Source organism: Anoxybacteroides rupiense (genome assembly GCF_014196195.1).
GTDB classification, from domain to species: domain Bacteria; phylum Bacillota; class Bacilli; order Bacillales; family Anoxybacillaceae; genus Anoxybacteroides; species Anoxybacteroides rupiense.
In genome coordinates, this window is record NZ_JACIDF010000006.1 from 117,188 (window position 1) to 137,950 (window position 20,763).

At 43.3% G+C, this 20,763-nt stretch carries 22 protein-coding genes and 1 tRNA gene; 17 read left to right on the plus strand and 6 right to left on the minus strand.

Going from position 1 to position 20,763, the window contains the following annotated elements:
• Positions 1–7 precede the first annotated feature (7 nt).
• The 8 genes from GGQ95_RS11545 to GGQ95_RS11580 all read left to right on the plus strand — a co-directional run bounded on the left by GGQ95_RS11545 (position 8) and on the right by GGQ95_RS11580 (position 6,896).
• A complete protein-coding gene (locus GGQ95_RS11545; protein WP_159719856.1) occupies positions 8–1,021 on the plus strand; it encodes a LacI family DNA-binding transcriptional regulator in 1,014 nt (337 codons plus the stop codon).
• A 63-nt stretch (positions 1,022–1,084) separates the two neighbouring features.
• Positions 1,085–1,723, plus strand: coding sequence for a 3-hexulose-6-phosphate synthase (hxlA, locus tag GGQ95_RS11550; RefSeq protein WP_066149017.1), 639 nt, complete (start codon positions 1,085–1,087; stop codon positions 1,721–1,723).
• Complete coding sequence (hxlB, locus tag GGQ95_RS11555) at positions 1,720–2,271, plus strand: 6-phospho-3-hexuloisomerase (protein ID WP_066149016.1); 552 nt, start codon at positions 1,720–1,722, stop codon at positions 2,269–2,271. Before hxlA ends, hxlB begins: the two co-directional genes overlap by 4 nt.
• A 158-nt stretch (positions 2,272–2,429) precedes the next feature.
• Positions 2,430–3,392 carry an MBL fold metallo-hydrolase gene (locus GGQ95_RS11560; protein WP_066149015.1) on the plus strand — a complete coding sequence of 321 codons (963 nt, stop codon included), beginning with the start codon at positions 2,430–2,432 and terminating at the stop codon, positions 3,390–3,392.
• Between the two features lie 98 nt (positions 3,393–3,490).
• Positions 3,491–4,279 carry an SGNH/GDSL hydrolase family protein gene (locus tag GGQ95_RS11565; RefSeq protein WP_183186816.1) on the plus strand — a complete coding sequence of 263 codons (789 nt, stop codon included), beginning with the start codon at positions 3,491–3,493 and terminating at the stop codon, positions 4,277–4,279.
• Positions 4,276–5,184 carry an ABC transporter ATP-binding protein gene (locus tag GGQ95_RS11570; protein ID WP_183186817.1) on the plus strand — a complete coding sequence of 303 codons (909 nt, stop codon included), beginning with the start codon at positions 4,276–4,278 and terminating at the stop codon, positions 5,182–5,184. Before GGQ95_RS11565 ends, GGQ95_RS11570 begins: the two co-directional genes overlap by 4 nt.
• Positions 5,177–6,157 carry an ABC transporter permease gene (locus GGQ95_RS11575; RefSeq protein ID WP_066149012.1) on the plus strand — a complete coding sequence of 327 codons (981 nt, stop codon included), beginning with the start codon at positions 5,177–5,179 and terminating at the stop codon, positions 6,155–6,157. Before GGQ95_RS11570 ends, GGQ95_RS11575 begins: the two co-directional genes overlap by 8 nt.
• 115 nt (positions 6,158–6,272) lie before the next feature.
• Positions 6,273–6,896, plus strand: coding sequence for an NUDIX hydrolase (locus GGQ95_RS11580; RefSeq protein WP_369815536.1), 624 nt, complete (start codon positions 6,273–6,275; stop codon positions 6,894–6,896).
• A gap of 42 nt (positions 6,897–6,938) precedes the next feature.
• Here GGQ95_RS11580 and GGQ95_RS11585 read toward each other — a convergent pair whose 3' ends face one another.
• Positions 6,939–7,832, minus strand: a complete 894-nt coding sequence (locus GGQ95_RS11585; RefSeq protein WP_183186818.1) for a DMT family transporter — start codon at positions 7,830–7,832, stop codon at positions 6,939–6,941.
• 129 nt (positions 7,833–7,961) lie between these two features.
• Between GGQ95_RS11585 and GGQ95_RS11590 the strand changes: the two genes are divergently transcribed.
• The 8 genes from GGQ95_RS11590 to GGQ95_RS11625 all read left to right on the plus strand — a co-directional run bounded on the left by GGQ95_RS11590 (position 7,962) and on the right by GGQ95_RS11625 (position 15,156).
• Positions 7,962–8,849 (plus strand): LysR family transcriptional regulator, encoded by an 888-nt coding sequence (locus tag GGQ95_RS11590; protein WP_159719851.1) that lies wholly within the window; start codon positions 7,962–7,964, stop codon positions 8,847–8,849.
• A gap of 83 nt (positions 8,850–8,932) precedes the next feature.
• The gene (locus GGQ95_RS11595; RefSeq protein ID WP_066149008.1) at positions 8,933–9,358 is read left to right on the plus strand and encodes an SRPBCC family protein; all 426 of its coding nucleotides are present in this window, start codon (positions 8,933–8,935) and stop codon (positions 9,356–9,358) included.
• 1 nt (position 9,359) lies between these two features.
• Positions 9,360–9,695 carry an ArsR/SmtB family transcription factor gene (locus GGQ95_RS11600; RefSeq protein ID WP_066149007.1) on the plus strand — a complete coding sequence of 112 codons (336 nt, stop codon included), beginning with the start codon at positions 9,360–9,362 and terminating at the stop codon, positions 9,693–9,695.
• A gap of 244 nt (positions 9,696–9,939) precedes the next feature.
• Complete coding sequence (locus GGQ95_RS11605) at positions 9,940–11,148, plus strand: DNA polymerase IV (RefSeq protein WP_183186819.1); 1,209 nt, start codon at positions 9,940–9,942, stop codon at positions 11,146–11,148.
• 398 nt (positions 11,149–11,546) lie between these two features.
• On the plus strand, positions 11,547–11,849 hold the full coding sequence (locus GGQ95_RS11610; RefSeq protein WP_066149121.1) for a metal-sensing transcriptional repressor: 303 nt from the start codon (positions 11,547–11,549) through the stop codon (positions 11,847–11,849).
• Positions 11,850–11,862: 13 nt separating this feature from the next.
• The gene (locus GGQ95_RS11615; protein ID WP_183186820.1) at positions 11,863–14,247 is read left to right on the plus strand and encodes a heavy metal translocating P-type ATPase; all 2,385 of its coding nucleotides are present in this window, start codon (positions 11,863–11,865) and stop codon (positions 14,245–14,247) included.
• 22 nt (positions 14,248–14,269) lie between these two features.
• Positions 14,270–14,476, plus strand: coding sequence for a copper chaperone CopZ (gene copZ, locus GGQ95_RS11620; protein WP_066149004.1), 207 nt, complete (start codon positions 14,270–14,272; stop codon positions 14,474–14,476).
• 128 nt (positions 14,477–14,604) lie between these two features.
• Complete coding sequence (locus GGQ95_RS11625; RefSeq protein ID WP_066149757.1) at positions 14,605–15,156, plus strand: DJ-1/PfpI family protein; 552 nt, start codon at positions 14,605–14,607, stop codon at positions 15,154–15,156.
• A 224-nt stretch (positions 15,157–15,380) separates the two neighbouring features.
• Here GGQ95_RS11625 and GGQ95_RS11630 read toward each other — a convergent pair whose 3' ends face one another.
• From GGQ95_RS11630 to GGQ95_RS11650, 5 genes are all read right to left on the minus strand, one after another.
• Entirely contained in the window at positions 15,381–16,289 is a 909-nt protein-coding gene (locus GGQ95_RS11630; protein WP_183186876.1) for a DMT family transporter, read from the minus strand.
• 176 nt (positions 16,290–16,465) lie between these two features.
• Complete coding sequence (locus GGQ95_RS11635; RefSeq protein ID WP_159719847.1) at positions 16,466–16,963, minus strand: DinB family protein; 498 nt, start codon at positions 16,961–16,963, stop codon at positions 16,466–16,468.
• A gap of 109 nt (positions 16,964–17,072) precedes the next feature.
• Complete coding sequence (locus tag GGQ95_RS11640; RefSeq protein WP_066149763.1) at positions 17,073–18,290, minus strand: MFS transporter; 1,218 nt, start codon at positions 18,288–18,290, stop codon at positions 17,073–17,075.
• A 24-nt stretch (positions 18,291–18,314) separates the two neighbouring features.
• Positions 18,315–18,755 (minus strand): MerR family transcriptional regulator, encoded by a 441-nt coding sequence (locus GGQ95_RS11645; RefSeq protein WP_066149766.1) that lies wholly within the window; start codon positions 18,753–18,755, stop codon positions 18,315–18,317.
• Positions 18,756–19,025: 270 nt separating this feature from the next.
• Positions 19,026–20,030 carry an LLM class flavin-dependent oxidoreductase gene (locus GGQ95_RS11650; protein WP_183186821.1) on the minus strand — a complete coding sequence of 335 codons (1,005 nt, stop codon included), beginning with the start codon at positions 20,028–20,030 and terminating at the stop codon, positions 19,026–19,028.
• A 529-nt stretch (positions 20,031–20,559) separates the two neighbouring features.
• On the opposite strand from GGQ95_RS11650, the gene GGQ95_RS11655 reads away from it, so the two are divergent.
• Positions 20,560–20,631, plus strand: a tRNA-Gln gene (locus GGQ95_RS11655).
• Positions 20,632–20,763 lie beyond the last annotated feature (132 nt).

Below are 20,763 nucleotides of genomic sequence, written 5' to 3' on the forward strand. Positions count from 1 at the left end.
AGGGGTTATGAAAAGAATAACAATGGCAGATGTAGCCAAAGCGGCAGGGGTATCAAAAAGCACGGTATCGCAATTTTTAAATAAACGATATGAGCATATGGGAGAAGAGACAAAAGAAAAGATTCGTGAGGCCATTGAACGGCTTGGCTATCATCCGAATTATATTGCCAGAAGTTTAAAGCAAAAACGGACAGCCATGATCGGAATTATTGTTGCTAATATTATGCATAGCTTTTCGACGGAAATTAGCAGAGCCATCGAAGATTTTTGTCATGAGCATGATATGCATGCCATTGTTTGTAATGCAGACGACGATCCGGTTAAAGAACGGAAATATATTGAGATGCTGCGAGCAAGACAAGTGGATGGGTTAATCCTTTTTCCGACTGGCGGCAATCTTGAGTTGTACAAACAAATGGAGCAGGAACGTTATCCAGTCGTATTTGTAGACCGCAAGATTTCAGAAGTCAATATCCGTACCATTGTTGTGAATAATAAGGAGGCAACCTATCAGGCGGTGGCCCATTTGATTGAAAAGGGGCATCGAGACATTGCCATAATTACGCCACCGCTAACGATTTATCCGCGCATTGAGAGAATGAACGGTTATAAGCAGGCGCTAAACGACTATCGCATTCCCATCAAACAAGAATATATGATTTCAACAGAAATCCAGCGAATGATTTCCGAATTAAGCCGTTTATTTGCATTGCCGGACAAACCAACTGCATTAGTAGCGGGGAATGATTTATCCTTTTTTGAAGTCATGAAATTTTTAAAAGAAAACGGTCTTCGCGTTCCAAATAATGTGGCCGTCGTTGTATTTGACAATATTCCTTTTGCTAGTTTTTCTGAACCGACAATGACCACGATTGCTCAACCGGCATATGCGATGGGGAAAAAAGCGGCCGAGTTGTTGCTGCAGCAAATTCATCATCACGAGGAATTACCCGATTCAAACTTATACACTTTCCCGTGTACATTGATGATTCGTGAATCTTCTAGCAGAGCGCTTATATAGGATACAACTTGGCATATATTGTCTGGGAGAAAAAGCCGCCTTGATGGGGAAAGGAGAAGGAGGATGTACATTCAGCTTGCGCTTGATCGAATGACGATGGATGAAGCGATTCATGTAACAGAGGAGGTGTATCATGAAATTGATTGGATTGAAGTTGGCACCTCTTTAATTAAAGAATACGGTGTTCAAAGTATTGAAAGGCTGAAAAAAGAATTTCCAAATAAACTGCTTGTGGCGGATATGAAAACAATGGATAACGCGGCATATGAATGCCAGATGTGCTTTGAAGCGGGAGCTGACATAATGACAGCGATGGGAGTCGCGCCGAATATTACCGTGAAGACATGCTTGGATGAAGCAAAAAAGAGAAAGAAAAGAGTCATGATTGATTTATTGAATGTCCATGAAACGCTTCTGCCGTCATTGCTAGAATATAAGGAAGCGATTTTTTGCCTTCATGTAAGCAAGGATGAACAAGAGCTTTTTGGTTTCAACGCAGCACGGTTCCCTATGTTTTTGGAGGAGATGCAAGGACGGACATGGGCGATTGCTGGAGGAATTTCCCTTGATTCTCTTGATATGGTGAAGCAGCTGCAGCCCTATGTCGTGATTATCGGTTCTGCCATCACAAAGGCAGAGAATAAACAGAAGGCGGCCCAAACACTGAAACAAGCGATTTTTGCAAGGAGGAGTCATGGATGAACGATCCCCTTCAATTAATCATGAAAGAGATCGAACAGGTGCTTTGTGATTTTCAAACGACTAGCATGGAACGGGTGGTAACGATTCTTTCCTCTGCGACACGAGTTTTTGTGGCAGGAGAAGGACGTTCTGGATTGATGGCCAAAGCGTTTGCGATGCGCCTTATGCATCTTGGCGCCGATGTTTATGTAGTTGGGGAGACGATCACGCCGTCGATACAGAATGGAGATGTATTAATCGCAGTGTCTGGTTCAGGTGTAACTAAAAGTACCGTTTGGATGGCGGAAAAAGCGAGGCAGCTTGGCTGTCCAGTGATGGCTTTTACGACTGATGTAGCCTCCCCGCTTGCTCAAAAGGCTTCCTGCATAGTTTATGTTCCTGCAGCGACTAAATATCGCCGCGATCATGAAAAAGCAAGCATACAGCCGTTAAGCTCTCTATTTGACCAGTGCATCCATATTATTTTAGATGCCATTTGCCTGCAATATGCAGAAGTGAAACAGGTTGAACACAAACAAGCCTTTAGCCAGCATAGCAATCTAGATTGAACACTCCCCCCACCTCTGATTCGCTTAGAGGTGGGGATTTCTTGATCAGAGAATGATGAATGTGCCATTGAATGCCGTTTTATATCTTTTTATAGAGATTCTTCACTTATTTTGATAAAATATTTAGAAAGCTTCAATAGGGAATGGGAGATGAATGTATGCAGACGATCATGGATTTAGGAAATGGAATTTCGCTAATTGATGTATTCGATGTCGGCTGGGCTGAGCGTACCGGTACATATGTGCTTCATGAAGAAGAGCTGACGATTATCGAAACGAGCGCCAGCCCATCGATTCCGCATTTATTAAAAGGTCTAGAAGCTTTAGGATTGCATACCGCTGATGTGCGCAATATTATTGTGACGCATATTCATTTGGATCATGCTGGCGGTGCGGGACTGTTGCTAGAAAAATGCCCCCATGCAAACATTATCGTTCATCCGAAAGGAAAGCGCCATTTGGCCGATCCTACGCGATTAATTCAAGGGGCAAGAGCGGTGTATGGAGAAAAATTTGCCGAATTGTTTGAGCCGATCATCCCGATTCCGGAAGAGCGCATTGTAGTAAAAGAAGACGGGGACACACTTCAGCTGAGCGAGCATCGCACTTTAACGTTTTTCAACACTCCTGGACATGCGAACCACCATTTTTCCATCTATGATTCTCGGAGCAAGGGAATTTTTACAGGGGATACGTTAGGGGTATTTTACCACCAGCTGCTGGAATACGGACTGGAGTTGTATTTGCCTTCCACTTCACCAAACCAGTTTGATCCCCATGCGATGCTTGCCTCGGCAGAACGGCTCGAAGCCTTAGAACTCGATTATGTTTATTTTGGTCATTTTGGCATGTCTAAAAATCCGAAGGCTGTATTTGAGCAGCTGCGCTATTGGCTGCCAAAATTTATTGAAATAGGAGAACACGTGATGGAGAAACAGTCCACCCGTGATTTTGAAGAAAAAGCGAAGGCGGTGACTCAAGGTCTGTTGGGGCTTGTACAGCCGCTTTTAGCCGCACATCATGTGCCGCAGCAGGCTCATGTACACTCTGTGCTGGAGCTGGATGCTAGTGTTTGTGCGATGGGAATTATTGATTATTTGCAAAAACGATTGGGTCAATAAAAGCGGCTGCTTGATGCGCCGCTTTTTTTCCATTATGCAGCATTCTATTTTATAATGAATGATAGTACAGTGTGCTGCGAAAGGATGATCGTGGGAAAATGAATATGGTAAAAGTGATTGCGGTTCTTTCTATCATTGCAGGAGGCTGCTGGCTTTTTGGGCTTGGCTTGACCGTTTACGACCAATTTTTTCAGCCAACTGCTTCGCTGTCGACCCATTATCGTGCAGAAGAAACGACTGATGAGGACCACCGTTTGCAGATTGTGGCGATTGGTGACTCATTAACCCGGGGAACAGGTGATGAAACAGGAAAGGGGTATGTTGGCTACGTTTTGGACGAGCTGCGGACGAAAACGAAGCAACCGATTCAGCTGACAAATTTGGCGATCAAAGGACAGGTGTCGGAGCAACTGCTGCAACAACTCCAGCAAAATGAAGTACAGCGCCAATTGAAGCAAGCGGACTTTGTATTTATGACGATCGGTGGCAATGATTTGTTTCAAGGAGGAGAGACGCTACAGAATCTCTCGGCTGAGTACATCAACCGAATAAAAAGCGTTTATTTGCGTCATTTAGATGCCATTTTTCGAACGATTCGATCGGTGAATCCACACGCGGTTGTTTTTTATATTGGGCTTTACAATCCGTTTAACCAGCTAGATCATGCGGAAACTACTTCAGCGATTGTGCGCCAGTGGAATTATGATTCAGCCGAAGTAGCGGCACGTTATCCTCATATTATTGCTGTTCCAACGTACGATTTATTTGAATTGCATGTCAATGATTATCTTTATAGCGATCAATTTCATCCAAATAAGGAAGGGTACAAGCTGATCGGCGAACGGCTGTCTTCGCTGATTACATTTACAAAGGAGGGGAAAAAATGACGCAGACGCTCGTTGTTGAAGATTTACGAAAAAAGATCGGAAGAAAAACGATTATTAAAGGTCTCTCGTTTTCGCTGAAAAAAGGGGAAGTGTTTGGTTTTTTAGGTCCTAATGGAGCGGGAAAAACGACGACGATTCGTATGCTTGTCGGCTTGATTAAACCGTCAGCAGGCCGAATTACGATTTGTGGATATGATCTTCAGCGTCAATTTACGAAGGCCATCCGTCATATTGGCTGTATTGTAGAAAACCCTGAACTCTACCCTTATTTAACTGGATGGGAAAATTTAGAACATTTTGCTCGCATGCTACCGGATATTTCGAAAGAACGAATAACGGAAGTAGTCAAGCTTGTAGGATTGCAGAACCGTATTCATGACCGCGTTCGCACCTATTCATTAGGGATGAGACAGCGTTTAGGTATTGCTCAAGCGTTGTTAGGAAAGCCATCTGTGCTGATTTTAGATGAACCGACAAATGGACTGGATCCGATCGGCATTCGCGAGATGAGGGAGTTTATTCGTTTTTTAGCCGAAAAAGAAGGGTTAAGTGTGCTTGTTTCTTCTCATTTATTGAGTGAAATTCAGCTGATGTGTGATCGGGTAGCGATTCTGTCAAAAGGAAGCATCATTCGCATCGATACAGTAGACCGTTTATTAAAGGAACAAGCGCGGGTCGTTTGGAAGGTAGAGCCGCTGGAACAAGCAAAAAAACAATTAGAAAGCGAAACGGTGATTTTATCAGCACAGGCTGATACATTGATTACATATTATGAAAAAGAGAAATTGGCAGCATGGAATGAAAGATTAGTGCAAGCAGGTGTTAAGGTGAGCCAAATGGAACCGAAGTTGCCGACACTAGAGGATTTATTCATTGAGCTGACAGGAGGAGAGACGATTGACTGATCTTGTCTATAATGAAATGTTAAAAATTATCCGTAAAAAGCGGTTATTTATTATTGCTGCCATTACCGCTGTTCTTGTGGCTTTATTTACATATGCGCAATTTAAGCATGTACAGGATGTGCAAAAACGGCTCGGCACGGCCGATTGGCGAACACAGCTTCAGCAGCAAATTATTGATACGCAAAATCGCTTGAATTCAAGCGGCATTGATGAAGAATGGCGTAAGTTTTTACAAATTCGCCTTCAGCAGCAACAATATTATTTAGACCACAACATTAATCCGTCGGCGCCAGGGGCTCCGACTTTTATGCGTACCTTTGTTGAAAACGCTATTGATCTGTTTCTTCCATTGATGGTAATGGTCGTAGTGGCTGATTTAGTTTCTTCAGAAGCAAGCGGAGGAACGATCAAATTATTGCTCACAAGGCCAATAAAGAGATGGAAAATCCTATTAAGCAAATATATCGCGATGTTATTGTCGATCTCCTTTATTGTCCTATCACTTGTATGTCTCTCATGGCTGATTTCCGGCGCTGTATTCGGATATGGCGGATGGAATTTGCCGCTGTTGACAGGGTTTACAATTCAAGGAGAAGAATTGAATACAGCCAATGTCCACTTAATTTCTCAATGGAAATATTTGTTGATGGAGCTAGGACTTGCTTGGTTTGTAGCTGTTGTTGTAGGAACATTGACATTTATGTTATCGGTATTAATAAGAAGCACGGCAGCCGTGATGGGAGTCATGCTGGCAGCCTTGATTTCTGGCGCTATTTTAGCGAACATGGTTTCTTCTTGGGAATCCGCCAAATATTTTTTTATGGTCAATTTGCGTCTGACAGACTATATTAGTGGAACAGCGCCGCCGATTAATGGAATGACGCTCGGATTTTCGATGAGTGTTCTAGCGGTATGGGGAATCGCTGCCTTGCTTGTTGCTTTTTTCGTTTTTGTTAAGCGTGATGTTTATTAATCCATTTTTTTATAAACACAGCTTGAGATGGAACGAATCTTCTTAAACAAGCCGGCTGTCAAAAATAAAAGAAAGTTCCAAACATTTTTTATTTATAATAGGATAAAAGGGAGGGATGAGAATGGATGGAAAGATCAAAAAGCTGCAGCAGCGAACTCCGTCACTGCTCGGCATCGAGCAGTTCGCCAAATTTGCCATTCTGCTGCCGCTGATAAAAAAAGAGAAAGAAACTCATCTGTTATTTGAGGTTCGCTCACTTCAGCTTCGGCGACAGCCTGGGGAAATTTGTTTTCCAGGGGGCAAGGTCGATCATGACGATGAGAATGAACAAGCGGCCGCTATCCGTGAAACGTGCGAGGAGCTGGGAATCGAAAAAGATGCTATTCATGATGTATTTCCGCTTGATTATATGGTTTCCCCATTTGGGATGGTCCTTTATCCGTTTGTCGCTACTCTTGCTTCTCCTCGTTTAATAAAGCCGAATGAATCGGAAGTGGACGAAATCTTCACAGTGCCGTTGTCGTTTTTTTATGAGACGCAGCCAGAGATTTATCATGTGCAGCTTCAAGCGTGTCCCGATGCCGATTTTCCTTTTGATAAAATTCCAGGAGGGAAAAACTATCGTTGGCGTCCGCGGCAAATTGATGAATACTTTTATTATTATGAAGATAAGGTCATTTGGGGACTGACGGCAAAAATTGTTCATCATTTTATTGAGCTTCTTCGGTCAACGGAATAGCCATAGAAACGTTTGGGCAGCAAAAACCCAAACGTTTTTTGTTTACATCTCCATCGCTTTTCTTGCCGCTATGCTTTGTCGCTTTTGCTTTCCACTTTGAACTTGAGCATAAATAACACCAAACAGGACGAGTGCAGCTCCAAAGTATCCTTTAAGCGGCAAAACCTCTCCTAAAAAGAGGTAGCCGAATAAAGCAGCAAAAACAGGTTCAAGTGAAAAAATTAAGCCAGTATAAGTGGCTGTCGTATATTTTTGAGCAACTGTTTGTACGACAAATCCAATTGCGCTGCAAAATATGCTTAAGGAGAAAATGGCGATCCATGATTCTATTTGAGTTGGAATACTTGGCGATTCAAACAAAAGCGAGCATAAGGCTCCAAGACCTCCGCAAAAGCCAAGCTGCAGGACGCCAAGGGCAATGGAGTCAACGTTTTTGGTCAGCTGCCCGGTCATCATAATATGAGCCGCATACGATACAGCTGTCATTAGGCAGAATATATCCCCTTGGCTTATCGCGAAGCCGTGGTTTAATGTTAACAGTCCGATTCCGCACATGGCAGCGCCTGCGCCGATGATGACTCGTTTTTCTGGTTTTTTCTTTAAAAAGATAGCAGAAAACAGCGGAACTAATACAACGGTGAATCCTACTAAAAAGCCCGCATGTGAAGTAGAGGTGGATTTTACGCCCACTGTAACGAACGCAAATACGAAAAATAAGATGGTTCCTAGAAGGGCTGCTCTTTTTACAATTTTTCGGTCAAGCTGAAGCAGCCGTCGATAAAAAATAAGGGACGATAAGCAAAAAGCAATGCCGAATCTCCAAGCAATCAAGCTAAATGGTTGAATGGAATTTAGTCCCATCTTCATAAATAAGTAAGAAGAACCCCAAAATATCGTAATTAAAAATAGCATGACATTTGCTTTCGTTTGACTCATTGGTTGACCCTCTCCCTAAATTGTTGAATGGATTGTTTGGTGAATAGTATACATGTACAATGAATATAAGAAAATTGAATCTTTATCATATTTTTTATGAAAAAAATTCATGAAAAAGGAGCAAAATGGATGTCGTTGACTAAGTTTGAAATATTCCATGCAGTGGTAGAGTTTGGCAGTCTTTCGAAAGCAGCGGAGGCTCTTCGTTTAACTCAATCGGCCATAAGCCATGCCATCGCGAGCTTGGAAGCGGAGTGGGGATTTTTGCTTTTACAGCGAGACCGATCGGGTGTGCGTTTAACAAGCAATGGAGAGCAAGTATTGAAATTAGTGCGAGAAATACTAAACTGGAATGAAAAATTAAAACAGCAGGTCGCTGCTATTAACGGATTAGAGGTTGGTATGGTGCGAATCGGCACTTTTACTAGTGTTTCAGCGCGATGGCTTCCCGGGGTCATTCGCATGTTTCATATGCACCATCCTTTGATCGAGATTAAACTGTTAGAAGGGGATTATGACGAGATTCGCCATTGGATTTCCAGTGGAGAGGTAGATTTTGGTTTTTTATCTTTAACAGCTGCGAAATCTTTAGAAACGATCCCTTTAAAGAAGGATCGAATGGTGTGCATGGTTCCACGGCAACACCATTTATCTGGAAAAACATCGATTCCACTCGAGCAGCTCGAAGAAGAGGAGTTTATTATGCCAAAATGGGGATACGACCATGATGTGAGAACTATATTAAAGGAAAATCGCGTGTTTCCGAAAGTGAAGTATGAGGTGGTAGAGGATCAAGCGATTATAGCTATGGTACAGCATGGGCTTGGCATCAGTATTTTGCCAGAAATGGCGCTTTTTCGAATGCCAGATGATCTTTGTACCATCCATTTAGAGGGAGATTATTACCGGACGATTGGCATCGCAGCGTCATCTTTCTATCACCTTTCTCCTGCCGCCAAAACATTCATTCATTGCGTTCAATCATGGCTTCGTTCACAAAGCTTGCTAGATTTTTAGAAAAATTGACATGAAACTAAATGGTTTCGTATAATCAAAATGAAACTATTTGGTTTCGAAAAATAAAGCTGGAGGACATGAAAATGAACATTGGAAATCGTTCTTCGTCAACGGATATTCGCCGAACAGTGAGATTAAATGCCCCTATTGATCAAGCATGGAAAGCGGTAGCTACCTCCGAAGGTCTTGCAGCTTGGTTTATGCCGAATGATTTTCAACCGATTGTCGGCCATCGATTTCATCTCAACGCTGGTCCGTTTGGAATGTCACCGTGCGAAGTAACCGAAATAAATCCGTCGCACCGACTTTCATTTCGCTGGGGAAAGGACTGGGTTTTGACGTTTGAATTAAAGGAGATAGCCAACCAGACAGACCTTACATTGATCCATTCTGGATGGGATATGGACAAGGAGACAGAATTTGGAGAACGTCACACCATCGTACGCGACCGAATGGATCAGGGCTGGGGGAAGCTGCTTGCATCATTAAAGGACTATTTAGAGGTATAAAATGTCAGCTTTATCAAAAAAGCATGATGTGTTCCAAGCCATCGCTGATCCTACTCGGCGAAAGCTATTAAACTTGCTGGCGGATGAGGAATTATCTGTTACCCTTATCAGCAAACATTTTCCGATTAGCCGTACCGCTGTTTCGAAGCATTTGCGTATTTTGGCGGAAGCAGGTCTTGTTCAAAAGAGGAAAGTCGGGCGGGAAACGCGGTATCGTTTAGAACCGACTCCGCTTCTTGAACTGAAGAACTGGCTTGCTTTTTACGAACGATTTTGGGATAACAAACTTGTAATGCTTCAACATTATATAGAACACGATCGAAAAACAGATGTATAATAGTAGAAAAAGAGCGAAAATAGAGCCAAGTCGAACCACACTAGCTCTATTTTCAGGAAAGCAAAAAACTCGCGATGGCGACTTTTTCCTGACCGCTACCTTTTAGCCGCACATTTAGTGTACTAATTGGTGGACATCCATCCGGTGTCGTGACGTTTGTGGTTTTTGAATTTACTGCTGCTGGTTTAAGGCGCGTCTGATGTGCATATGTTCAATCATTTTTTACATGGAAAAATGACAGGACGTGAGTTCAATGAATCAGAAAAAAGGAAGGATCATTTTTCACGTTGACTGTAACTCGTTTTTTGCCAGTTGTGAAATCGCTCGCCAACCCTCATTAAAAGAAAAAGCAGTCGTGGTGGCTGGAGATCCGAAAGAACGGAAAGGAATTGTTCTGGCTGCTAATTACGTTGCTAAGCAGCGTTATGGCATTTATACGACAATGACGCTTTGGGAAGCGAGAAAAAAGTGTCCGGAGCTGGTTGTCTTGTCCCCTGATTTTAGTTTCTATCGCAAAATGAGCCAGGAAGTATTTCGCTTTTTAGCCTCTTTTTCTTCCGTTCTAGAACCTGCTTCGATCGATGAAGGTTATTTGGATATGACAGCATGTGACTGGCCTAGGCCGCCGCTCGAAATAGCGGAACGGATTCAAAAAGGATTGCTGCAGACGCTGCAAATTCCTGTCAGCATTGGGATTGCGCCTAATAAATTTTTAGCTAAAATGGCGAGTGAAATGAAAAAGCCACTGGGAATTACTGTGCTGCGGAAGCGGGAGGTCCCGGTGAGGCTTTGGCCTCTTCCGGTTCAAGCGATGCATGGAATCGGTGCACGAACGGCGCAAAGACTGAGCCAAATGGGCATTTTTACAATTGGCGAGCTGGCAAAAGCAGAGATGCCTCTCCTTCAGCAGTCCTTCGGAGTAAACGGTATTCGCCTTAAGGAGCGGGCGAACGGAATCGATGATCGTCCGGTGGATCCCGAAGCGCGGACGAAAGGGAAATCAGTTGGAAATTCTACCACTCTTTCGCAAGATGTGACGGAGGAACGAGTCCTTTGCGATGTTCTGCGCCGTTTAGCACAATCGGTTAGTCAGCGGATGAAGCAAAAAGGTGTGGTTTCTGTGACTGTTCAAATTATGGTCCGTTACCGCGATTTTCAGACGATTACACGCAGCAAAACATGGGAACGCCCGTTTCAAGAGGCAGATGAAATTTTTCAATATGCCGCATATCTGTTCAAAAAGCATTGGAATGGAAGCGCTGTAAGACTCCTTGGAGTTACGGCGTTGGATGTATTTGATCAAAAAGAGGCGGTTAAGCAGCTGGATTTGTTCCATTTTGAAGAGGATGCGAGGGACGAAGCGTTGTTGAATACAGTGAAGCATCTTCAGAAGAAGTTTGGTCAAAACATTATTCTTCGAGGCTCTGAGCTGTTTCATAAGCCTGACAAATAGAAACGGGTTAGAGAAGAGGAGATGCGTCTCCTTTCACATCGTAGGCAAAGTCCATTTTGGCTTTGTCTACCATCATTTTCAGCATCTTTCATGCAGGGCGAAGGCATTGATCAAAGTAAGTATGAGAGGAGCAGAGATGCATCTTCTTTCATTTTGGGTCAAGCCATAATCATTTATTTCGTTAATGAATAACAAGTAGACACATGGGATGAGTCTCTCTCACCTACCCTCCGTATAAGAGGGGGAGGCTTTTCGGTGGATGATGTTAAAAGGAGCGAGCAAAGGAAGCGGGGGTCATCACATTTTCACCTTGGAGAAAAAATAGAACTCTTCTTTTGCATCTTATACCCATTACGGGTATAATGTAATTGAAGAAGTTGCTGAATATGAAAGAAGGGATGACAATGGAGCATCATGATCATAAAAAGACGATGCGCACCGAGCAGGAAATAGACGATTTGCTAAAGCGGCTCAGGCGCATCGAAGGACAAGTGCGCGGGGTACAAAAAATGATTGAAGACCATCGCTATTGCGTGGATATTTTAGTGCAAATTTCCGCTATTACGGCTGCGCTAAACAAAGTGGGATTGAACCTGTTAGAAAGACATGTCAGCCATTGCGTGGCCAAAGCGATTCGCGATGGCAACGGAGAAGAATCAATCCGAGAGCTCATGGATGTTTTTAAGCAATTTGCGAAATAAGGGAGGAAGGGCCATGAGTCAACAAAAGCATGTAACAATGAAAATTACAGGGATGACATGTGCCGCTTGCTCTAATCGAATTGAGAAAAGGCTAAATAAGATGGATGGGGTACAAGCTACGGTGAATTTGGCGATGGAAACGGCAGCGGTTCAATATGATTCCTCCAAGCAAACCCTTGCAGATATTTCCGGCCAAATTCAGAAGCTTGGATACGGTATTGCTTCCAAAAAAGCGACATTCGATATTGAAGGAATGACATGTGCCGCTTGTGCAGCAAGAATTGAAAAAGGATTGCAGCGAATGGATGGCATCGCTGATGTCGCGGTCAACTTGGCGACGAATCGTGCTGTTGTCGAGTATTATGAAGGAATGGTGACAATCGAACATATCGTAGAGAAGATGAACAAGCTTGGCTATAAAGCGCAAATTCAAGATAGCAAGCACAAGTCTAAGCAAAAGCAGCACCAAAAACAACCGCTGCTTTTTGTCTCTATTGCCTTATCGTTGCCGCTTCTTTATACGATGATGGCGCATCTGCCGATCAGCACAGGCTTGCCGATGCCATCATTATTGATGAACCCATGGTTTCAACTTTTTTTAGCTACTCCAGTGCAATTTTATATCGGAGCTCCTTTCTATATGGGGGCGTATCGGGCGCTGCGCAACAAGAGTGCGAATATGGATGTACTGGTCGCTCTCGGCACGTCAGCGGCCTACTTTTATAGCTTGTATGAAGCGGTACAAGCCTTTATACATCCTGGGTACGTGCCAAGTCTCTATTTTGAAACAAGCGCGGTATTAATTACGCTTGTACTTGTCGGCAAATACTTTGAAGCGTTGGCAAAAGGAAGAACGACAGAAGCGATTACTAAACTATTGAGCTTGCAGGCAAAGGAAGCAATTGTGCTCCAAGATGGTCAAGAAAAGAGAGTGCCGATTGAGAAGGTGCAGGTTGGTGATCTTCTCCTTGTTAAGCCTGGAGAGAAAATTCCCGTGGATGGACTTGTCGTTTCTGGATCATCGTCTGTCGATGAGTCAATGATTACCGGAGAATCGATTCCTGTTGATAAAAAAGAAGGAGATGTTGTCATCGGAGCTACTATTAATCAACAAGGGGCACTAACGATTCGGGCAGAAAAGGTCGGAAAAGATACGGCACTTGCCAATATTATACGAATTGTTGAAGAAGCGCAAGGCTCCAAAGCACCCATCCAGCGCCTTGCGGATGTGATTTCGGGAATCTTTGTTCCCATTGTGGTCGGCATTGCTTTAGTAGCGTTTGTCATCTGGTATGCTTGGGTGATGCCGGGAGATTTGCCAAAAGCGCTTGAAGTAGCGATTTCTGTACTTGTCATTGCGTGTCCATGCGCTCTCGGTCTTGCTACTCCGACGTCCATCATGGTCGGGACAGGTAAGGGAGCAGAGCAAGGCATTCTTTTTAGAGCGGGAAAATCATTAGAAATGGCTCATAAGATCCATACCATTTTGTTGGACAAAACAGGAACCGTGACAAAGGGAAAACCGGAGGTAACCGATATCCTTGTGCTGCAAAACGAAATGCTCAGCTATGCCGCTTCTGCTGAAGGTGTTTCTGAGCATCCATTAGCGCATGCTATTGTCGAATATGCGAAGCAGCAACAGATTCCGCTGAAGTCTGTGGACTCTTTTTCCGCTATTGTCGCCCATGGTCTGAAGGCGTTGGTCGAGGGGAAAGAGGTAATCGTCGGAACGCGCAAACTGATGAAGGAATACGGAATTGCGTTTTCCATGTATGAAGAAAAGCTAGTTGAATTTGAAAAGCATGGAAAAACAACAGTGATGGTTGCCATCGAGGGACAGTTGGCTGGTGTAATTGCCGTCGCTGATACTGTAAAAGCAAGCTCAAATGAAGCGATTCAAGCACTAAAGCAGCTCGGTCTGGAAGTATGCATGGTGACAGGAGATAATCAACGGACAGCAGAATTCATTGCTCACCAAGTGCAGATCGATCATGTATACGCAGAAGTGCTTCCAGAAGAGAAGGCGGATCTTGTCGCGAAACTGCAAAAACAAGGGAAGCAGGTGGCGATGGTCGGTGACGGCATCAATGATGCGCCGGCTCTGGCGAGAGCGGATATTGGCATAGCGATTGGCACCGGTACCGATGTTGCCATTGAAACAGCGGATATCACATTAGTTGGTGGAGATTTGCGCCATATTCCGAAAATGATCCAGCTGAGCCGCAAAACAATGAAAAATATTCGTCAAAACTTATTTTGGGCTTTATTCTACAATTCAATCGGCATTCCGATTGCGGCGTCCGGTCTATTGGAGCCATGGATTGCCGGCGCCGCCATGGCATTCAGCTCCGTTTCAGTTGTGGCGAACGCGCTTCGCTTGAAGCGTGTGAACATATAAAAATAAAAGGGAGGAATTCATCATGACCGTTACATTGCAAGTAAAGGGAATGACATGCGCACATTGCAAAGCCGCTGTGACGAATGCTTTGCGCGAGCTTGAGGGCGTGCAGCGCGTGGAGGTACACCTTGAGAAAGGAACAGTGGATGTTGAATATGATGAAGCAACAGTGAAGCTTGAAGCGTTAAAAGAAGTGATTGAAGAACAAGGATATGATGTAGAATCATAATTTTGCGCGGCATCTTCTCATTTGAGAAGATGCTTTTTTATGCTATTATTAGGACATTTTTCTTTTTCTTTTTTTGTTTTTCTATTATGATAGAGATGTAAAGAAAAAAATGGTAAGGAGGAAGGATCATGAGCAAAAACGTATTAATTGTCGCAGGTGATGCGGTGGAGGCGCTAGAAATATACTATCCGTACTACCGGTTGCTGGAAGAAGGATATCAAGTAACGATTGCGGCTCCTAAGAAAAAGAAATTGCACACCGTTGTCCACGATTTTGCTAATTGGGATACGTATGTGGAAAAGCAAGGATATTTGATCGAAGCGCAAGCTGCCTTTGCTGATATTGACCCAAACGATTATGATGGATTAGTGATTCCAGGCGGACGTGCTCCTGAATATATTCGGCTTGATGCGGATCTTCAGCGAATTGTTCGCCACTTTTTTGAAGCAAACAAGCCCATTGCTGCTATTTGTCACGCTTCGCTTATTTTTGAAACGATGCCAGATGTGGTCAAAGGTCGCAGTTTGACAGCTTATATTGCCTGCAAGCCAGGGATGGAGGCATTAGGGGCAACCTATGTATCCGACCGTACGATTCATGTTGATCAAAACCTTGTTTCTGCTCATGCTTGGCCAGACTTACCAATTTTTATGCGCGAATTTATCCGTTTACTTCAATAGAAAAAGCAGGATTCTAGATTGTAGACAAAGCCAAAAGACAGGCTTTGTCTACAATTATACATATTCAGCATCCCGCATAAAAGCGTTTGTCAGAAGTCTGAATCCCCCTTATCTTAAAGGGGGATTGTTATGGGAAACCCATATCGTAACATCCAATTCGTCTGCTTTGCATGGTGATTGCGAAACAGAGCTTGATGCCGGGCGGCGTGAGAACTTTCCTTTTGTTAATGTCCAGATGAGACGGTTGCGTCTGTTGAACGAGAAGCTTTTGTCTTAGGAATAGCGGTTGCTAAATATACGCCTGTTAGCACAAGCCCGCCGCCGACAAGCTGTGGCATGGAAAGTGAATCGCCTAATAAAAAAGTGATCAGTGCGGTAAAAACGGCAATAAAATTTAAGTAGATGCCAGCATAGCTTGGTCCTACTTTTTTCACCGATACATTCCAAAACAAAAATGACAAGACGGATGGAAATAGACTAATATAAAGAATCCCGATGCTGCCGCCCTTGCTTAGTTCGTGTAATGAAAAAGGATGAAAGAACATAAAAGGAAGAAGCGTAACAATGCTAAAAAACACTGAGAAAGCTGTGGCTGTAATCGGCGGTACAGCTAATTTTCTTCCCATAATCGAATAAAGCGCCCAAACCACGCCAGCTAACAGCATCATTAAATCACCAAGGTTGTAGTTTGCTTGAAAAATGAACAGTAAATGTCCTTTTGTTAAAATAAAGAGGACACCGATCAGTGAAACAGCAAAACCAAATATGTTCATTAGGGTGATTCGTTCCTTCAATAAAAAATAGGCGAACATCACGATAATGGCTGGATTAAGGGCATTGACAATGGCCGCATTCATTGGAGACGTGTATTTAAGCGCCCCATATAAGAGCAAGTTATAGCCAATAATTCCGAGAATGCCGTTGACAAGCAGCGGTAGCCACCAGCGTTTCAACACCTCGGTGTAACGTGGACGCTCCAACAGATAAGTAAGCGGAAGAAGGAAGATCAAGGCAATGCCCCAGCGAATAAATGTCAGCCATAAAGGTCCCGTTTCTTTAATCACCTGTTTTCCGACGACATAATTGCCCGCCCAAAACAAATTAGCAAGCAGCAAAAATAATTTTTCCCTCAGCGGATTTTCCTCCTTTACTATCTGTCTTATATCCTGTATTTTTCTTGTTTTACATATGTTTGCATATATAAGTTAGAATGGCTTACTTAATAGATAGAGTCGACCGATCGTCAGGAAAAGGGATCATCGTCTGTTCACATTCCAATGATTTTTTTGTTCAGTGAGACATTTTGGTGCTAGCCTTTTTTTCTTGGAATCGTTAATGTTTTCCATTCTGTAGATGTTAATTGCTTAGCGATATAAACAATCTGGCCGATATGGTACGAATAATGATACATTTGCCGTTCAATGGCTTCTATCACTGAATGCGGTTCATGGCGAATCGTAACCGTGCGCAGCAGATCGCTTTCGCTAATGGTGTTTAATGTAGTCAAAAAAGTATGCCATCCTTTTTCCCAACATATTAAAACCTCATCTCTGGTTGTGAACTCATTTATAAATTCGTCGTCCCGGTTTCTATTAGGTTTTTCACCGTCAGAATGAAAAAAATTCGTCCAGCGGGAAATCATGTTTCCGCTCATATGCTTGACAATGACAGCTACACTATTGGTTTCTTCATTAAAGGTGTGGAAAAGCTGATCGTCAGACAGCTGTTCCATCGCTTTCTCAGCTGTTTTTTTCATATCCATAAATCGGTCCTTAACTACTCGCAAATATTCTTGAGCAACGTTCATAGGCTCGCCTCCTTGGTTATTTTTATTCTCTTTGCATAAGCGATGTTCCTTTTTCACTTCGTTATGAAAATGTAAAACCCCGCTTCGCGATGGGGAAGCGGAGTTAGATTTAATGGGCAGCTGATGCTGTGTCGATATGCTGAAGATGTCTGCGCCCTGACAAAATAGCGGCGACCCCACAAGCGACCGCCAATGCTCCAACATAAAAAGGAACGTGCGGATTATACCATTCCGCTAGCTTGCTAGCAAGCCATGGACCGATTGCGCCAAAGACAAAGCGAATAAAGCTGTAGGCAGCAGAAGCAGTAGATCGTTCCACTGGAGCCGCCAGCATAACGGCCGTTGTCATCAGCGTGTTATTGACACCTAAAAACGCACCTGCGATAACCACAGCGCTGATTACGGTCATTTGCGAGGATGTCCAAATCCCCATAACCAAAAGCGTCAGCGCGAAACATAGTAGCATCGCACTCATAGAGCCCACAGTGCCAAAGCGGTTTTGGAGCTTTGGGGCAACGAAGACAGAAGTAATGGCGAGCAGCAGTCCCCAGCCAAAGAAGACGAAGCCGAGACCATGCTCATTTAAATTCATAACAAATGGTGTATAAGCCATTAAAGTGAAAAAACCAAAATTATAGCAGAGTGCGGCAATTCCTAATGTGAATAACGAACGATATCGCAGCGCTTTAAAGGGATCGGCTAGAGAGGTGCGTGTTTTAGGCTTCGGCAACTTTGGCAATAAGATGAGAATGGACAGAAATGCCAATGCCATTAAAACACCAACGCCTAAAAAAGGACCTCTCCATGAGATCGAACCTAATTCGCCGCCTAATAGCGGTCCGACCGAAATGCCGAGGCCAAGGGCTGCTTCATATAAAATAATGGCTTTAGCTGGTCCGCCGCTAGATAAGCCAACAATCGCTGATAAAGCCGTTGCGATAAATAGGGCATTTCCAAGTCCCCATCCTGCTCGGAATCCGACAAGCTGTTCAATCGTACTTGACAGCCCGCCGCAAACAGCAAAAATGACAATCAAGAGAGTTCCTGATAGCAATGTCCATTTTGTTCCTAAGCGGCTTGAAACGAACCCAGTAATCAGCATAGCCAGTCCGGTAATCAATGTATAGCTGGAAAACAATAATGAAACCTGGCTGGGAGAAGCATGCAACTTACTGGCAATGGCTGGTAGAATCGGGTCGACAAGACCTAATCCCATAAATGAGATGACACAGGCAAAGGCGACAGCCCATACGGCCTTTGGCTGGTCGAGCAGTCTGCCGCTTCGGGATTGAACCTCTGTTTCGATTGGCGTAGATGCGGATTTCATACTGGATCCCCCTTTATGAAATGACTATTTTGATAATTCTTCATCAATCTTTACGATCGCTGCTCGCGCCCGTTCGCGAAGCGTAACTAATTCCGTTTGAACAGACATGATTTTATGAATTTTCTCCTCGATCATTTGGAGCTGGTCGTCAAGAAGATGGATAATTTCTATTAATTTTTCTTTTCGCTCTCGCGGCTCGGTTACTTTTTTGTAATCCGCTCGCTGATTTTCTAGTGTGTCTCTGAGAGAAAGGAAGTGGTGCAACTCCTGCAATGAAAATCCGAGCACTTCTTTCGCTATCGTGATCTTTTTCAAAAACTCGACATGATCCTGTGTATAAAGTCTCGTACCTCCTTGGCTGCGGGGAGGAGGGGGCAGCAGCCCAATTTCTTCGTAATAGCGAATCGTTCGTTTGCTAAGCCCGCTTAATTTGGCCACTTCGTCAATTTTTAATAATTCCTCCATTTGAACATAGACCTCCTGTCAATTAGCCATTATATATAAATTTAACGTTAACGTCAAATTTATACATAAATATTCATAGATAAATTAAGATGGATAGATATTAAAATATAATGTTAACGTTATATTTTATATAGTATGATGAGAAGTATGAGAGAATGCCCATAGTGAATGATTGCGCCCAAACAAACCGTCATGATGAATAGAAACCCCTCGCCGTTAACAGGAACAAAGGCGAGGGGAATGAATCATCTAGAAAATAGCGGGCATAAGCTATGACATCATTTCTTTGGCGATAAGCTCAAACGATCGAAGCTTGTCTTGAAAATCATAAGTAATGGTAACAAGCATAATTTCATCAGTCTTATATGCTTTGCTTAAATCGATTAATTGCTGCTTCACTTGACTTGGCGTTCCAACAATCATTCGCTTACGGTTTTCTTTTATGCGTTTGATTTCGAACGGGCTATAAGAATAGGCGGCAGCCGTTTCTGGGCTTGGAGTGCCTGTTGCTTTCATGCCTTGTTCAATCATTAAAAGAGAAAGGTCTAAGCTAGACGCGATCCGTTCCGCTTCTTGTTCTGTTTCGCCACAAATCACAAAAGTAGCGACCATGCTTAATGGCTGTGATAAATGGCGGGAGGGAATAAACCGCTCATGATAAAGCTGGGTATAGTACTCTCCTTCTTCTCCATTAATGAACCGTGCAAAGACAAACGGTAATCCTTTTTGGGCGGCTAAGATGGCACTTGCAGAACTGGATCCTAGCAGCCAGACGCTTGGAGATTCTTGAATATGAGGAGTAGCCTTTAACCCATAAAAGGGGTGAGCGCTATCAAGATCATCATGCAAGTAGCCGAGTAAGTCATCAATTTGCTCAGGGTAGCGATCGACATTTCTTGGTCTTCCATTATGCAAAGCCATGGTAGCCAGGGGCATGCCTCCTGGGGCTCTTCCTAGACCTAAATCGATGCGGTCTGGATAAAGACCTGCTAATACCTTAAAATTTTCCGCTACCTTATAGGCGCTGTAATGCGGCAGCATCACGCCGCCGGAGCCGACGCGAATGCGATTGGTTTTTGCTGCGATGTGAGCAATTAAAACTTCTGGAGAGGAGCCGGCCAAACTTTGTGTATCGTGATGTTCTGAGACCCAAAAACGAACATAACCCAGTTTTTCAACAAACTCAGCAAGCTTTGCTGTATTCGAAAGAGCCTCTTCTGCTGTCATTCCTTGTGAAATGGGTGATTGATCTAACACACTTAATTTTAAACGCATCGAATAGTTTCCTCCCTTAAAAGCTGGTATTTACTATTATTAAGCGGCTATAAGAATATGTCTATTGATCTGCTTAGCAAGCGGACGTCTTTACTGTATATATCATGAACGAATAGGAGTGGCAAACATTCATAAACGAAAGGAAGAGGAGAGTTGAGTGATTGGCTTTTCCATTATCCATATGGCGTCCAAATTGGTCATGATCTGTTCATTTTAGAGACAAAGTTCGTGCATCAATTGATCGCTATAAATGACAACGGATTTCTAACATTTGTGCCCTATTTCTTCTGATGACTCGAAATGTTGCTGCTTTTTCATTGATAGGGACTTGTCAATCTGAATCTGTATAGTGGCGCACTCATAGGTAGTTTAGCAAAAACGATAGGAGTCAATTTGTTACTTCCCCGTTTTATTGTATACGGTTATTCTAACTTGGTTATACTACAATTGAGCACGGTGGATATGCCAGTGGCACTCCAGCATATCATTACATAGCATCATCATAAAAATTTGTTCTCCTTTATATCAATGGGCTATAGCCAAGCGGTAAGGCAACGGACTTTGACTCCGTGATGCGCTGGTTCGAATCCAGCTAGCCCAGCTATCTCAATTGGAGCCATTGCGATTTTCTTCTTTACATTACATTTTGTTTGTAAATTTTGTTTCTAAAGAAGAAATAAGCATGGCTCTTTTTATGTTTTTTTTATATAATGAGTACGGACGAAAAGTTAGA

What these genes read in the sequence shown, in the direction of transcription:
- GGQ95_RS11560 (WP_066149015.1), top strand. Translation starts at nt 2,430, where the DNA reads ATGCAGACGATCATGGATTTAGGAAATGGAATTTCGCTAATTGATGTA.
- GGQ95_RS11580 (WP_369815536.1), top strand. Translation starts at nt 6,273, where the DNA reads ATGAGAATGGATGGAAAGATCAAAAAGCTGCAGCAGCGAACTCCGTCA.
- GGQ95_RS11650 (WP_183186821.1), bottom strand. Translation starts at nt 20,030, where the DNA reads ATGCGTTTAAAATTAAGTGTGTTAGATCAATCACCCATTTCACAAGGA.
- GGQ95_RS11640 (WP_066149763.1), bottom strand. Translation starts at nt 18,290, where the DNA reads ATGAAATCCGCATCTACGCCAATCGAAACAGAGGTTCAATCCCGAAGC.
- GGQ95_RS11545 (WP_159719856.1), top strand. Translation starts at nt 8, where the DNA reads ATGAAAAGAATAACAATGGCAGATGTAGCCAAAGCGGCAGGGGTATCA.
- GGQ95_RS11610 (WP_066149121.1), top strand. Translation starts at nt 11,547, where the DNA reads ATGACAATGGAGCATCATGATCATAAAAAGACGATGCGCACCGAGCAG.
- GGQ95_RS11565 (WP_183186816.1), top strand. Translation starts at nt 3,491, where the DNA reads ATGAATATGGTAAAAGTGATTGCGGTTCTTTCTATCATTGCAGGAGGC.
- hxlA (WP_066149017.1), top strand. Translation starts at nt 1,085, where the DNA reads ATGTACATTCAGCTTGCGCTTGATCGAATGACGATGGATGAAGCGATT.
- GGQ95_RS11615 (WP_183186820.1), top strand. Translation starts at nt 11,863, where the DNA reads ATGAGTCAACAAAAGCATGTAACAATGAAAATTACAGGGATGACATGT.
- GGQ95_RS11595 (WP_066149008.1), top strand. Translation starts at nt 8,933, where the DNA reads ATGAACATTGGAAATCGTTCTTCGTCAACGGATATTCGCCGAACAGTG.
- GGQ95_RS11585 (WP_183186818.1), bottom strand. Translation starts at nt 7,832, where the DNA reads ATGAGTCAAACGAAAGCAAATGTCATGCTATTTTTAATTACGATATTT.
- GGQ95_RS11635 (WP_159719847.1), bottom strand. Translation starts at nt 16,963, where the DNA reads ATGAACGTTGCTCAAGAATATTTGCGAGTAGTTAAGGACCGATTTATG.
- hxlB (WP_066149016.1), top strand. Translation starts at nt 1,720, where the DNA reads ATGAACGATCCCCTTCAATTAATCATGAAAGAGATCGAACAGGTGCTT.
- copZ (WP_066149004.1), top strand. Translation starts at nt 14,270, where the DNA reads ATGACCGTTACATTGCAAGTAAAGGGAATGACATGCGCACATTGCAAA.
- GGQ95_RS11645 (WP_066149766.1), bottom strand. Translation starts at nt 18,755, where the DNA reads ATGGAGGAATTATTAAAAATTGACGAAGTGGCCAAATTAAGCGGGCTT.
- GGQ95_RS11600 (WP_066149007.1), top strand. Translation starts at nt 9,360, where the DNA reads ATGTCAGCTTTATCAAAAAAGCATGATGTGTTCCAAGCCATCGCTGAT.
- GGQ95_RS11625 (WP_066149757.1), top strand. Translation starts at nt 14,605, where the DNA reads ATGAGCAAAAACGTATTAATTGTCGCAGGTGATGCGGTGGAGGCGCTA.
- GGQ95_RS11570 (WP_183186817.1), top strand. Translation starts at nt 4,276, where the DNA reads ATGACGCAGACGCTCGTTGTTGAAGATTTACGAAAAAAGATCGGAAGA.
- GGQ95_RS11590 (WP_159719851.1), top strand. Translation starts at nt 7,962, where the DNA reads ATGTCGTTGACTAAGTTTGAAATATTCCATGCAGTGGTAGAGTTTGGC.